The following is a 12,308-nucleotide window of genomic DNA, read 5'->3' as shown; positions in this document are numbered from 1 at the left end:
GGGTGGACCCTACCTCGGCGGCGCCTGACAGGTGACATCCCGCTCCGGCAGCCGTCCGGTGGCCAGGTAGCGGTCGACCGCCGCGTCGGCACAGGCACTGCCGTAGACGCCGAACACCGCGTGCTGGTCGGCGCCGCGCAGGGTGACCAGGCGCGAGGAGGGCCACCTGCGGCGTACCGCCTCGGCACCCTCGTAGGTGGTGCGCGGATCCCCGGTGGCGTTGACCAGCAGGGCGGGGAGGTCGGCCCGGATCGTCGTGGGCTTCTCGCGGGGCGTGTCCCAACAGGCGCAAGGATTGGTGTTGTTGGCAACCGGTCCGAACAACGGGTCGCGGGCGCGGGCGCGTTGCACGTCGCGCCAGTAGACCTCCGGGTCGCGCGGGGCGGCCACGTCGCCGCACAGGATCGACGTCTGGACACTGCCGTACGCCGACTCCGCCCCGGTCAGCTCGAACCCGAGCGCGTCGGCCAGCCACGGGGACGGGGTGGCGACCGGCCTGCCGTCCGCCGCGCGCAGCAGGTCCCGTACGCCCTGGGCGAGGTCGCCGTACGCGGAGGCGTTGTCCTGCGAGAGGCCGTTGAGGCCGAGCACGGGCACCACGTGCTCGTCGACCCGATGGGCGCCGATCCGCAACGGGGAGCGGGCGGCGGCCGCCTGCACGCGGTCCACGGCGGCCAGCACCCGGCCCCGGGTGCGGCCCAGGCCGTACGTGGTGTCACGGGCCGCGGCCCAGGACGCCCAGCCCTCCAGGGCGTGCCGGTCGGCCGCCTCCACGCCGCGCAGCAGCCGGGACCGTACCGGTCCGGGGAGATCACACCGTCCAGCACGACCCGGTCGGTGCGGCCGGGGAACATCGAGGTGTACACCTGGCCGAGGTACGTGCCGTAGGAGTAGCCCAGGTAGGAGATCCGCCGCTCGCCGAGCGCGGCCCGCACGACGTCCATGTCGCGCGCGGTGTCACGGGTGGTGGCGTGCGGCAGCAGGTCTCCGGCGTACGTCCGGCAGCGCCGGGCCAGTTCCGCCGAGAACGCGGCCGTGCGCTCGAAGCCGGCCCGGTCGACGCCCGCCGAGCGGAACGCCGATCCGGTCCGCCAGTGGCAGTCCAGCGGAGTGCTGCGGCCGACGAAACGTGGGTCCACGCCCACGATGTCGTACCGCGCGCCGACGTCCTTCATCGCCTGCCGCACCCAGGGCGGGTCCCCGATCGTCTGCCCGCCGGGGCCGCCGCCGTTGAGCAGCAGCGCGCCGACGCGGTGGGCGCGGTCGGTGGCGCGGATCCGGGAGATCGCGACGGTGACCGTACGGCCGTGGGGCCTGCCGTAGTCCAGCGGAACCGTCACATCGGCACACCGGGCACCCGCCTGCTCCAGCTCCTTGCCCAACGCGTCTTCGGGGCCCCGCAGGCAGCTCTTCCAGGTGAGGCGCTGGTGGTGGTAGCGGAGGAGGGGGTCGGAGGCCGCCGCGGCCGGCAGGGCTGCGGCCGCCGGAGCGACGGTCAGGACGAGGGCGGCCAACAGGGCCGCCACACCCGCGCGTTTTCCCGGCATGAAGGTGCTGAGGGGGGTGGCCATGCCCACCACGCTAGGCACGCGCCGCGCCGCGTTCACTCCGGCCGGCAGCCGGTTCGCCGATGGTGCCGACGCCACCGCGGCGCGGGGGACAGCCCCACCGCCGCCGTCCGACGCCCCGATGAGTGATCAAGGCCACAGGCTCGCACGGCATCCGGAAGAGCCGGTCCTGACCTGGCCGTTCACCCGCCGGGTGGGGAGTGTGAAGAGAATCCGCGCAGGAGCACCACACAGGGCCCACACAGTCTTTCGAAACCATCGTTACCGTTGCGACCCGCCCGATCCCCCATGCGAAAAGTCGAACAGCGACACGCCGAACCGTCAGGATGACAGCGGATGGACTACTGCTCCTCGTGCCGCCGGCACCTCAACGGCGCCCTGGTGTGCCCTGGTTGTGGCGCCTACGCCCCGGACATCGCTCCGCTGCCCCACGGTGGCCGTGCCGTCGCCGCTCCCGCCGCCACGGCGGCCTGGCCGGAGCCGGTGCGGGAGCACGCCGCCTCCGCCCCCTCGTACGACGAGCCGGAGCCCGTCGGCGGTGACGCCGACGTCGAGGACCCGGTGGCCACGCGGGAGGGCAGGGCAGCGCGGCGCCGGCAGCGGGAGCGGTGGAGGAAGAACCAGCGGCGGGCCGTCGTGGCGACCGCCGTCGCACTCGTCGGCGGCGGACTGACCGTCTCCGCGATGAACCGCGGCGGCTCGGGCCAGCAGACCCAGGCCTCGCAGACGCCGGACGTGACGAGCATGGGCGTCGCGGAGACCCCGGACCAGGGCGACGCGGTCCTGCCGCCGGCCGGCACGGGCAAGCACCGCAAGCCCGACACCACGGCATCCGGGTCGTCCACGAACGGCGGTGTCACGCAGGAGCGTTCCGCCACCGCGACACACACCGACTCGGCGCGCACACAGCCCTACACCGTGTCCGGCACGCCCTCGACGAAGACCGCGACCGGCTCCACGCAGCAGACCTCCACGGCGGCCGGCGGCGGCTCGGGCACGACGTCGGGCCGGTCGTCGACCTCCTCGTCGGCCGGCGGGAGCACGACGTCGAACTCGACCTCGTCATCGGACTCGACGTCGTCCTCGTCGTCCTCTTCCTCGTCCTCGACGTCCACCTCGGGAAGCTCGGACACCTCCGGGACCTCTCAGTCCACGGGCACCTCCGGCTCGGGCACTTCGACGGCGTCGACGTCCCCGTCCGGCATCTGCCTGCTCGGCCTGGTGTGCGTGAGCTGAGCGGCCCGCCCGCTCAAGCCGCCTCACCGCCCGCGGAGTCGGGGCCGGCCGCCGCCCCTCCGTACTGCAACCGACCGTCCGCGTACCGCAGTTGTACGGCGGTGACGGCACGGACGACGAAGACGCCGGCCACCGCCGCGCCGACGACGGCGGCATCGGCCGCGAGCAGCACCCACACATCCGTGTAGGCACGGGCGATGACCTCGTCCGTGTCGTCGGCGTACATCAGGCCCACGCCGCCGAACATGCCGAGCAGCCACAGGGCCCACCACACGTTCAGCGAGCGCGGCAGCCGCTCGCCCGGTGCGCTGTCCTGGTGGACGCCGGCGACGATGCGGCGCGGGATCCACAGGTTGGCGAGGGGGATCAGCCAGCCCGCGTAGAGCCAGAAGCCGGAGTAGCGCGGCCGCCTGCCGGACAGTTCGCGCGCGTTGTCCCGCACGTTGTCCAGCCAGACGACGAACAGGATCGCGCAGATCGCCGCGGTGATCCCGCCCGCGCTGCTGATCAGGTGGTACCCGTTCTCCAGCGAGGTCAGCGGGCGGTGTTCGCCGCCGCCCTGGTCCGGCGGCCCCGAGGCCGGCTCCCCCGTCACGGCCAGCCGGATCTCCCAGACCGCCCGCAGCGCCCAGGCCGCACCGGCCAGGCCGAGCGCCACGGCGGTCAGCCGGGCCGGGGTGCGGACCGGGCGCAGTGCGGGAGAGGAGGCGGGAGGTGGTGTCGCTATGTGGTCGCTCACCGGGGCATCCTCCCGGACCCCGGCTCACGACCGCCAGGAGGACACTCCGCGTGCGCTAGTTGGAGAAGTAGATGTACTTCCACCCGGTGTAGGTGGAGCTGTTGACGGTGTCACCGGACGAGCCGTTGATGTACGCCGCCCGCACCCGGGCCTTGATGCCGGACTCGCCCGCGGCGCCCAGGCTCACGGCCGACTTGCCGTTCGTGCCGAGCTGGAAGTACTGGGGGCTGCCGTCGACCGGGTACCACTGGCCGGCGTAGTAGACCTCCAGCTCCAGGCGCTGCCGGCGGCCCGGGTAGTAGGTCATGCTCGTGGTGACGACCGGCGACGTGTTCTTGTGGAACCAGTAATACGTGCGCGAGCCGATCTTGGCCTTCTTGTAGTGCTTGGTGATCGCCGTGGAGACGTTCACCTTCGCGTAGGCCGTGACCTTGACGGTCCTCGGCTTGTAGCGGGCGTCGCCCTTGAAGACGGCCGTGACGTCGGTGTCCCGGGTCATGTCGACCGTGCCGGAGAGGTTGCCGTGGGAGTCGACCCGGCCGGACTTGACGAGCTTGTTGGGCTTGTCACTGCCGAAGGGGTTGGCCCAGATCTCCACCGTGCGGTTCTTGTACGTCGAACCGAGGTGGGCCGTGAACTTCACGTCCTTGCCGTACGCGTACAGCTTGCCGTTGTTGTTCAGCGTCAGCGCGGGCGTGGCGCGGGAGACCTCGACCGCGCCGGAGCCGGAGGCAGCGGCGTGGGTCGCGTCGCCCGCGAAGGACACCTTGTAGGTGACCTTGCCGCCGGCCGGCGGGGTGTCGGTGAAGGAGAAGCTCCCGTCGGCCTTCGTCGCGACGGCGGCCAAAGTCTTGCCGCTCGGCGAGTCCAGGTCGGTGCGGGTGACCTTCAGGCTCGTGCCCGCCGGGAGGGCCGTCATCGAGGTCAGCTTCCCGGTGACGGTGAGCTTCTTGGCCCGGTCCGCCTTGGTGGGGGCCGACACCTTCAGGGTGGGCAGCTCCTTGGTGGGGTCGGTCAGCGCCCGCAGGGTGTACACGCCGCCGTCGTTCTCGGAGACGGCGAAGAGCCTGCTGCTGTCCGGCGCCCAGGCCAGGGCCGCGTCCACCAGGGTGTCGGAGCCGCTGCTGTTCCCGGTGTTGGGGAAGTCGTACTCGCGCACCGGCTTGGTGCCGCCGGGCCGGAAGACGTGCACGTCGGGGTCGTACCAGGAGAAGGAGCCGCCGGCGACGGAGCCGTCGGGGGCGACGGACACCGCGTTCGGGTAGGCGTTGCCCGGGTAGTCCGTCACCTTGCTCAGATCGGTGGTGGAGTACGCCGGGAAGCCGTAGCCGCTGCCCCAGGAGGTCAGGACCTGCTTGCCGTCGGGCGTGACGTCGACCTGCTTGCCGCCGGAGTCGAGGCTGCCCTTGACCCGCAGCTTGGCGCCGTCCGCCGAGACGTCGTACACGGCCAGCGTGTTGCCGTCGCCGGCCGCCAGGACGCCCGGTGCCGACGGGTCGGCGCCCAGGTGCACCTGGCCCGACAGATCGCCCGGCGCCTGGTCGAGGTGGACCGCCGTCTCGCCGCCGGCCGGGTCGACGAACCCGAGGTCGGAGTCGTAGGAGAACCAGATCCGGCCGTCCACGACCTCCAGGTCGCGCGGCGCGGCCGCGCCCAGCGAGAAGCTCAGGGCCGGGGTCACCGTCTGGGTGTCCACGGTGACGATCCGGTTCTCGCCCTTGATCGCCGCATACAGCGTGCCGGAGTCGGCCGACAGCGCCAGACCGGTCACCCCGGGCTCGTTCGCCAGGGTCGCCCGGACGGTGCCCGAGTAGTCGGCGACGAGGATCTTCCCGCCGGCCGGGTCGGAGATGTACACCACCTTGTGGACGCCGTCGACGACCATGTCGCCGACCGACTTCACCGGCAGGATCTTTGCGGAGTCGGCCGCGGCCGGTCCCGCCGCGCCGACGGCGAGCGCCGCCGAGCCGAAGAGGACCGCGAGTGCCGTCGCGGTCGAGATGCTGCGCATGCGCACAGTACTGATACCCCCCCGAGAGAACCCGGTGTGGCACCGGGTGGTCGAAAGTGCCGCGCGGCGCCCGGGCACGACCGCTCGACGGCGGTGGCGCACGGGGCGCGGCTGCTGTCAGCAGCGTATGTCATGCCTGTGACAGTCGTGGAGGGAGTTTCGGGTGATGGGAAGGTTTCGTGCGGGTGGCGCTCAGTCCTCGCCGTCCGCGTCGCGCTGCAGCACGGTCACCCGGCGGAAGTTGCACACGGTCTCCGGCAGGCGGTCGGTGCCCGGCGCCCCGCCCTGCCGGTCGTGGGCCTTGAGGGCGACGCTGACCAGGCTGAGCAGCAGGTCCACGTCGGCGTCGCAGTCGAGGTGGACGGTGACCCAGCGCGAGCCCGGCACCAGACGGATCGCGGACGACTCCGCGAAGTCGTAGTGCAGCCGCTGGATCGCGCGGGCCGTGAGGTGGAGGTCGACGTCCCGTCCGGAGTGGAAGTGCACGATCTCGTCCCGCGCCGAACGCAACGCCCGGCCCGTGCCGCAGCCGGCCGCGCACGGGGTGAGGTCGGGCCACGCCGCGAGCCGGTCCATGGCCTTCTGAGCCGGTGTCATGTGCCCATGGTGAGGTGCTCACCGCGGCGACACCAGGGATTGCGGCAACCGTAACCCTCAAGAGACGTCGCGCATTTCGGCCTCCCGCACCCCGGGACGCCACCGGGGCCTGGGCGGCCCCGTCGCGTCCGGCCTCGCCAAACCCGTCAATGGGGTGATAATCGGTACATGAGTACCGCGACGTTCGAAATAGCGGCCTCGTCGGGTGACGTACTCAACGTGATCGCCGCCTTCGCCGGCGGCCTGATCATCGCAGGTGCCCTGATCTGGGCCTTCTGGTTCGGTATGCGGGTCGGCGACCGCGAGCTCCCGCGGCCCGGGCCCGGCGAGCAGCCCCACCTTCCCGCGGGCGGAGCCGTCCACGAGATGAGCGAGGTGCGCGAACCGGACGAGGTCCCGCACTCGCAGGACGGTGAGCGCCTGACGCCGTACGAGCTCCACCACTCGGGAAGCCGTACCGGAAAGGACCAGCACCGCCGGCGCTGGATGCCCGGCTCCAGCGGCTCCTTCGGCAGCGGCGGCCTGGGACACAGGTAGCGTCCCGGCCGCTCACGCCATCCAGAAGAAGACCGCCGTCATCCGCTTCTCCTCCAGCGTCCTGCCGGTGTAACCGGTCGCGCTGTGCACGAGGTTGGCGTTGTAGAGGAGCAGCCGGTTGTACCTGTGCGGGACGCGTACGTCCTCCTCGAAGTGGTCGGCCGGCACGTACCGCGTGCCGAGGGCCTCGACGAGGTTGTTGTGCGGGGCCTGGACGATGTTGCCGCCGAGCCGGCCGCCGGGCAGGGACTGACGGTAGAAGGCGGTGCCGCAGTCCTTGCCGACGCCCGGGTTGAGGTACAGCACGGCCGCGTACCGGCACAGCGCCCGCGAGTCGGTGTGCGGACGCGGCTCGCTCTCGCCCTCGCCGACGACCTGGACCCAGTTGTGGTTGAGGGTCCCGCCGCCGGGCGCCTTCTGCACCCACAGCTCCTTCGCCCCGGTCGCCTGCCGCACCAGGCGCTCGACCCGGGCGAGCTCCGCGGGTTCGAGCCCCGGCATGGTGCGCAGACCGGGCCAGGTCTCCGAGGTGTAGGGGTAGCCCCGAACCCAGTCGTCCTTCGCCAGACAGCGCGCGCGTACGGCGTCCACGTCGGGCAGCACGTCGTCGAGGACCCAGTAGTCGCGGCCCTTGGTGGGCTTGCGGTAGGGCAGGACGGGAAGGGCCGCGGGGACCCGGGGGGCGGGCTGTGGGGGCATGGGCCGAATCTAGGTCGGGGGCCCGTCTCGACTCTCCCGTGAAGTGGTCAACATTCCGTCAACCTGTGTCATGAACACCGCACCATGATCCGCCTCACACCCGTGGGATTTTACCGAATCAAAAGGTTCCGGCCCCCGGTGCCGTCCGTACTCACCTCCGTCCGACCCCCGCCGCAGAAGGGCGGGACAACCGATTGGGCAGGAGGCACGGTGCGCTTTTCGCGGAACGCGACGGGAACTCTCTTCGTGGGCGGTGCCCTCAGTCTGACCCTCGTCGCACTCGCCTATCCCTCGATGCTCGGGGTGAACACCGTGTCCAGTTCGGGGACGAGAGTCATCGCGCAGACGCAGTGGGGGCCGCTGACCGAGTCGGACCGGGACTTCGTGGTCAAGGTGCGCGCCGCCGGCCTGTGGGAGTACCCCGTCGGCCAGCTCGGCCTGCAGAAGGGGCAGAGCGCGGCGGTCAAGACCGCCAGCAAGCACCTCATCGACGGCCACGCGGCACTGGACGCCAGCTGCCGCAAGATCAGCACGATGCTCAACATCACGATCCCCAACGTGGCGAGCCCGCAGCAGGTGGGGTTCGTCAACACGCTCAAGGCGGACAGCGGCAAGCAGTTCGACACCGACTTCGCCAACATCCTTCGCGTGACGCACGGTTCGATCTTCAACACCATCGCGAAGATCCGCTCCACCACCAAGAACACCGTGGTGCGGACCCTGGCCGACCAGGCCAACGCAACGGTGCTGGACCACATCACGGTCATGGAGAACACCGGGCTGGTCAACTTCGACCAGGTGCTCTTCCAGGAGACCACCCCGCCGAAACTGCCCGCCAAGGACCTGACCCCGCCGCCCCCGGCCGCAGGTCAGCCCCAGATCGTGCTCACCCCGCCGGTGGACAGCACCACCCAACCCCCGGTCCTGCCGGGCGAGTCCAGCCCGAACGCCAGCCCCACTCCGACGGTGGGCTGAGCGACGGACAGCGGAAGGACCCTCTCCCGCTTGTGTCGAAATTGTGATGGACGGTTGAACTACCGCTGCGTCACCGCAGGTTGACAGCGTTCGATCACGGGATCCACGATGTGAGCGCACTGAGGCTCATGTGACCAGTGAGCCCGGTGTTTCTCCGACCATCACCCCGGCAGGGCCGGCCGCCGCATGCCCTCACGCTGCCCGCGCGGCCCTCGCCGGGTGCTGCACATGCCGAAGTGGGGATCCCGCCATGTCCACAGCGAGACGTGTCACCGCGCGCCGACTCCTCGGAACGGGCGCCGCGTCGCTCGCCCTGTGCGCCGCCACCGTCGCCGCCGCCTCCGGGGCCTGGGCGCACGGCGGCGCCCCCGGCGGAGACGGCTGGAAGGCGGGCGGCTCCTACAAGCCCGGCACGGGCGCCGGCACCAAGACGGAGACCGACCGCTGCCAGTTCTCCCTCGACGGCACGGACTTCTACGACTCGGTGAAGGTCGACGACCAGAACCTCAAGCCCACCGACGACGGCAAGGTCCACATCAAGGTCCGCACCGCCGGCGACGCCTCCACCTGCACCGCCTCGCTCGCCTCCTACCTCGCGCACGGCGCCACCTTCGCCACCTCGGGTCAGCAGGTCTTCGTCGACTTCGACACGGTGACGGTCAAGCCCGGCCAGACCGACTCCCTGGACATCGCGGTGCCGGACGCGGGCTGCTTCGCGCAGATCGACCTCTACCGCGGCGCCACCAGGTTCGACGGCAAGCAGGGCGCCGGCGACGGCTTCGAGCACGGCGACCTGCCGGCCGGCCCGGACCACGCGGTCATCAAGGACAAGCTGATCGCGTCCTGGAACGGCGGCACGAAGGACTGCACGACCACCGAGTCGCAGCCCCCGGCCACGCCCTCCACGACCCCGTCCACCCCGGCCGGGGAGAGCCCCACCCCGACGCCGAGCGCCTCGGAGTCGACGCCGGACACCCCCGTGGCGTCCGCGTCCACCAGCGTCCCGGCGGCCACGCCGAACGGCGGCGGTGGCGACCTCGCCGAGACCGGCGGCGGCAGCGACTCCGGCATGATCGCCGGCGGCGCGGCGGTCCTGCTGGCCGGCGGCGCGGCGATCGTCGTCGCGAGCCGACGCCGGCGCGGCGCCCGCTCCTGAACCACTCCCGAACGACGGACGCCCCGGGGATCCCCCGCTCCGGGGCGTCCGTCACGTCCGCACGCCGTCAGCTCGCGTCGGCCGCACAGTGCTTGAGCAGCAGCCGTACGTCCTCGTCGACGACCCGGTAGCGCACGACCCGCCCCTCCTTCTCCCCGGCGACCGCACCGGCCGCGCGCAGCAGCCGCAGCGCCTGGGAGACGGCCGGGTCGTTCATGCCGGTCGCGATCGCCAGGTCGGACACGGCCAGCGGCCCCGTGCGGTGCAACGCGAGCAGCAGGGCCAGCCGCTTGGGGTCGGCGAGCAGGGAGAAGCGGTCGGCCCAGGCGCGGACATGGGCCTCGTCACCGATGGCGGCGATGGCGTCGCACACCCGGTGGCCGTCGATGGTGCGACGGTCTGCGCGGTCGGCCGGGACGAGATGCATGGAGTCATCCTCGCAGCCCCATATGTGATCTTGAATACCTGCGCAGGTACGCAGCTATGCAGGGATACGTGCGGTCGCCTACGGTGAGCGGGCCGTGGCGTTCGGGAATCCGGTGCGATACCGGAGCGGCCCTCGCCACTGAAATCGGGGAGTCCCCGTCCCGCGTCCCGCAAGGGACAGCCACTGGTCGTCTCACGACGGCTGGGAAGGCAGGGATGACGGACGCACGACCCGTAAGCCAGGAGACCGGCCACGGCAGCTCACGAAAGATCCACGAGGTGCTGGAGCTGATCGCATGACCCTGCCTGAGATCAAGGACGTCTCCTTCCGCTGGCGGCGCGAGGACACCGTCAAGACCGCCGGACTGGTGGCGGTGATCGCCGCCCTTCACATCGTCGCCTTCGGAATCCTCTTCCTCCTGGTGGTCCCCGGCCACTACGAGGTCGGCTCCAAGGCCTTCGGCATCGGCCTGGGCATCACCGCCTACACACTGGGCGTGCGGCACGCCTTCGACGCCGACCACATCGCCGCGATCGACAACACCACCCGCAAGCTGATGGCCGACGGCAAACGGCCGGTGTCCGTCGGGTTCTGGTTCGCGCTGGGGCACTCGAGCGTGGTGATCGTGCTGGCCGTGATGATCGCGGCGGGCACGCAGCTCGCCGACAAGGTGACCAACCAGAACTCCGGCACCCACCAGGTCCTCGGCTTCCTGGGGACCACGGTCGCCGGTGCCTTCCTCTACCTGATCGCCGCGCTCAACCTGGTGGCCCTGGTCGGCATCGTGCGCGTGTTCCGGGCGATGCGGGCGGGGACGTACGACGAGAACGAGCTCCAACGGCACCTCGACTCCCGCGGTTTCATGAACCGCTTCCTCGGCCGTCTCACCCGGTCCATCAGCCGCCCCGGCCAGATGTACCCGGTCGGCTTCCTGTTCGGGCTCGGCTTCGAGACGGCCACCGAGGTCACCCTCATGGTCATGGCGGGCTCCGGAGCGGCGGCGGGCCTTCCCTGGTACGCGATCCTCTGCCTGCCCCTCCTCTTCACCGCGGGGATGTGCCTGTTCGACACGCTCGACGGCACGTTCATGAACTTCGCCTACCAGTGGGCGTTCTCCAACCCGGTCCGCAAGGTCTTCTACAACCTCACCATCACCGGCCTGTCCATCGTGGTCGCCTTCTTCATCGGCACGATGGAACTCGCGGGCCTGGACGTCGGCAACATCGGCTACGTCATCGTCGCCCTGTTCATCATCGTGTGGGCGGCCGCACTGGCCTACTGGCGCCTGGCGAAGGTGGAACAGCGCTGGACGGCACGGGCGGCCGAAGCGGACTAGGACCGCTCGACGGTAGCCAGATACAACTTCACGAACCGCTCCACGTCCACGTCCAACGCCACATCGACCAGGGCCTGTTCACGGGCGCCCTCATGGTGCTCGGCCTCGCCGGGCCGAGGGCGCCGGTCGACGATCGTCTGCCCTCGCGTCGCCCCCGGCGCGAGGGAGACCTCGACGGGGAGCAGCCGCGTGCCGATCCCCGCCGGATCGACGACAGCGCACACGGCACCCGCGTCCCCCAGCCCACCGGCCTCCTCGGCCTCGGGCGCCTCACCGGGATGGGCCGGCCGATGGGCCAGCAGCTCACCGGCCAAACGAGTCCCGGGTTCGGAGGACGCCCGCAGCCGATGCACGTCCGCACTGGGCACGACGACCTGGGTAAAAACATCCAGCCCGTACATGGTGATCGGCACCCCGGCGGTCAGCAGCACCGCTGCCGCCTCGGGGTCGTGCCAGACGTTGAACTCGGCGACGGGTGTGGCGTTGCCGGTCGCCACCGCGCCGCCCATGAACACGATCCGCTCGATGTTGCGGGTGACCTCGGGATGGGTCCGCAGCAGCAGCGCGATGTTGGTCAGGGGCGCGGTGGGAATCAGGGTCACCGGACGCGGCGAGGCGAGGATCTCCCTGTGCAACAAAGTCACCGCGTCCACGTCGACCGGCCTCCGCCCGGGCGCGGGCAACCCGAGATCGCCCATACCGTCGACCCCGTGCACCGGAGCCGGCCGCGCAGGCTCGATCAACGGCCGCTCGGCCCCCCGGGCGACCGGAATGTCGGGCGCCCCGGCCTGCTCCAGCACGGTGAGGGTGTTACGGACGACGCCGTCCACGTCCGTGTTCCCGGCGACGCAGGTCACCGCCCGCAGATCGAGCCCCGGATGCCGCACGGCGAACAACAGCGCCAGGGCGTCGTCGACACCGGTGTCACAGTCGATGATCACCGGAATGCCCACCACGACGAACTCCTCTCGACGCCCCGCACCAGCGACTGTACGAGGGATACCGCACCCGGGCCACAAGGGACCCG

11 protein-coding genes, 1 pseudogene and 1 riboswitch are annotated in these 12,308 nt (G+C 71.3%); of the genes and pseudogenes, 5 read left to right on the top strand and 7 right to left on the bottom strand.

From position 1 onward, the window contains the following. Positions 1-9 precede the first annotated feature (9 nt). Positions 10-1,547 (bottom strand): annotated as a pseudogene (locus tag ACIGDI_RS32400) (alpha/beta hydrolase). Between the two features lie 357 nt (positions 1,548-1,904). On the opposite strand from ACIGDI_RS32400, the gene ACIGDI_RS32395 reads away from it, so the two are divergent. Continuing rightward, positions 1,905-2,804 (top strand): hypothetical protein, encoded by a 900-nt coding sequence (locus ACIGDI_RS32395; RefSeq protein WP_399904109.1) that lies wholly within the window; start codon positions 1,905-1,907, stop codon positions 2,802-2,804. A gap of 13 nt (positions 2,805-2,817) precedes the next feature. Here the strand turns inward: ACIGDI_RS32395 and ACIGDI_RS32390 are convergent, their stop codons facing one another. From ACIGDI_RS32390 to ACIGDI_RS32380, 3 genes are all read right to left on the bottom strand, one after another. Further along, positions 2,818-3,543, bottom strand: coding sequence for a DUF4328 domain-containing protein (locus ACIGDI_RS32390; RefSeq protein ID WP_399904106.1), 726 nt, complete (start codon positions 3,541-3,543; stop codon positions 2,818-2,820). A 55-nt stretch (positions 3,544-3,598) separates the two neighbouring features. Beyond that, positions 3,599-5,554 carry a YncE family protein gene (locus ACIGDI_RS32385; protein ID WP_399904103.1) on the bottom strand — a complete coding sequence of 652 codons (1,956 nt, stop codon included), beginning with the start codon at positions 5,552-5,554 and terminating at the stop codon, positions 3,599-3,601. A 192-nt stretch (positions 5,555-5,746) separates the two neighbouring features. Then, positions 5,747-6,151: a luciferase family protein gene (locus ACIGDI_RS32380; RefSeq protein ID WP_399904100.1), complete on the bottom strand. Its 405-nt coding sequence runs from the start codon at positions 6,149-6,151 to the stop codon at positions 5,747-5,749. 168 nt (positions 6,152-6,319) lie between these two features. Between ACIGDI_RS32380 and ACIGDI_RS32375 the strand changes: the two genes are divergently transcribed. Continuing rightward, positions 6,320-6,688, top strand: a complete 369-nt coding sequence (locus tag ACIGDI_RS32375; RefSeq protein ID WP_399904097.1) for a DUF6479 family protein — start codon at positions 6,320-6,322, stop codon at positions 6,686-6,688. Positions 6,689-6,700: 12 nt separating this feature from the next. Here the strand turns inward: ACIGDI_RS32375 and ACIGDI_RS32370 are convergent, their stop codons facing one another. After that, positions 6,701-7,387: a DUF6445 family protein gene (locus ACIGDI_RS32370; protein WP_399904094.1), complete on the bottom strand. Its 687-nt coding sequence runs from the start codon at positions 7,385-7,387 to the stop codon at positions 6,701-6,703. Between the two features lie 246 nt (positions 7,388-7,633). Here ACIGDI_RS32370 and ACIGDI_RS32365 point away from each other — a divergent pair, with 246 nt between their 5' ends. Continuing rightward, complete coding sequence (locus ACIGDI_RS32365) at positions 7,634-8,362, top strand: DUF4142 domain-containing protein (protein ID WP_272176638.1); 729 nt, start codon at positions 7,634-7,636, stop codon at positions 8,360-8,362. 250 nt (positions 8,363-8,612) lie between these two features. Then, positions 8,613-9,518 carry an LAETG motif-containing sortase-dependent surface protein gene (locus tag ACIGDI_RS32360; RefSeq protein WP_399904091.1) on the top strand — a complete coding sequence of 302 codons (906 nt, stop codon included), beginning with the start codon at positions 8,613-8,615 and terminating at the stop codon, positions 9,516-9,518. Positions 9,519-9,585: 67 nt separating this feature from the next. On the opposite strand, the gene ACIGDI_RS32355 is transcribed toward ACIGDI_RS32360, so the two are convergent. Beyond that, positions 9,586-9,945: a metalloregulator ArsR/SmtB family transcription factor gene (locus ACIGDI_RS32355; RefSeq protein ID WP_200702331.1), complete on the bottom strand. Its 360-nt coding sequence runs from the start codon at positions 9,943-9,945 to the stop codon at positions 9,586-9,588. A 54-nt stretch (positions 9,946-9,999) separates the two neighbouring features. Continuing rightward, a riboswitch (cobalamin riboswitch) is annotated at positions 10,000-10,215 on the top strand. Between the two features lie 25 nt (positions 10,216-10,240). Here ACIGDI_RS32355 and ACIGDI_RS32350 point away from each other — a divergent pair. After that, positions 10,241-11,281 carry a HoxN/HupN/NixA family nickel/cobalt transporter gene (locus ACIGDI_RS32350; protein ID WP_399904088.1) on the top strand — a complete coding sequence of 347 codons (1,041 nt, stop codon included), beginning with the start codon at positions 10,241-10,243 and terminating at the stop codon, positions 11,279-11,281. On the opposite strand, the gene ACIGDI_RS32345 is transcribed toward ACIGDI_RS32350, so the two are convergent. Then, entirely contained in the window at positions 11,278-12,237 is a 960-nt protein-coding gene (locus ACIGDI_RS32345; RefSeq protein WP_399904085.1) for a nucleoside hydrolase, read from the bottom strand. The genes ACIGDI_RS32350 and ACIGDI_RS32345 overlap by 4 nt on opposite strands. Between the last annotated feature and the right edge of the window lie 71 nt (positions 12,238-12,308).

The organism is Streptomyces sp. NPDC085900 (assembly GCF_044540925.1).
Classification (GTDB): domain Bacteria; phylum Actinomycetota; class Actinomycetes; order Streptomycetales; family Streptomycetaceae; genus Streptomyces; species Streptomyces gilvifuscus.
This window is presented reverse-complemented; position numbering and strand designations above follow the sequence as displayed.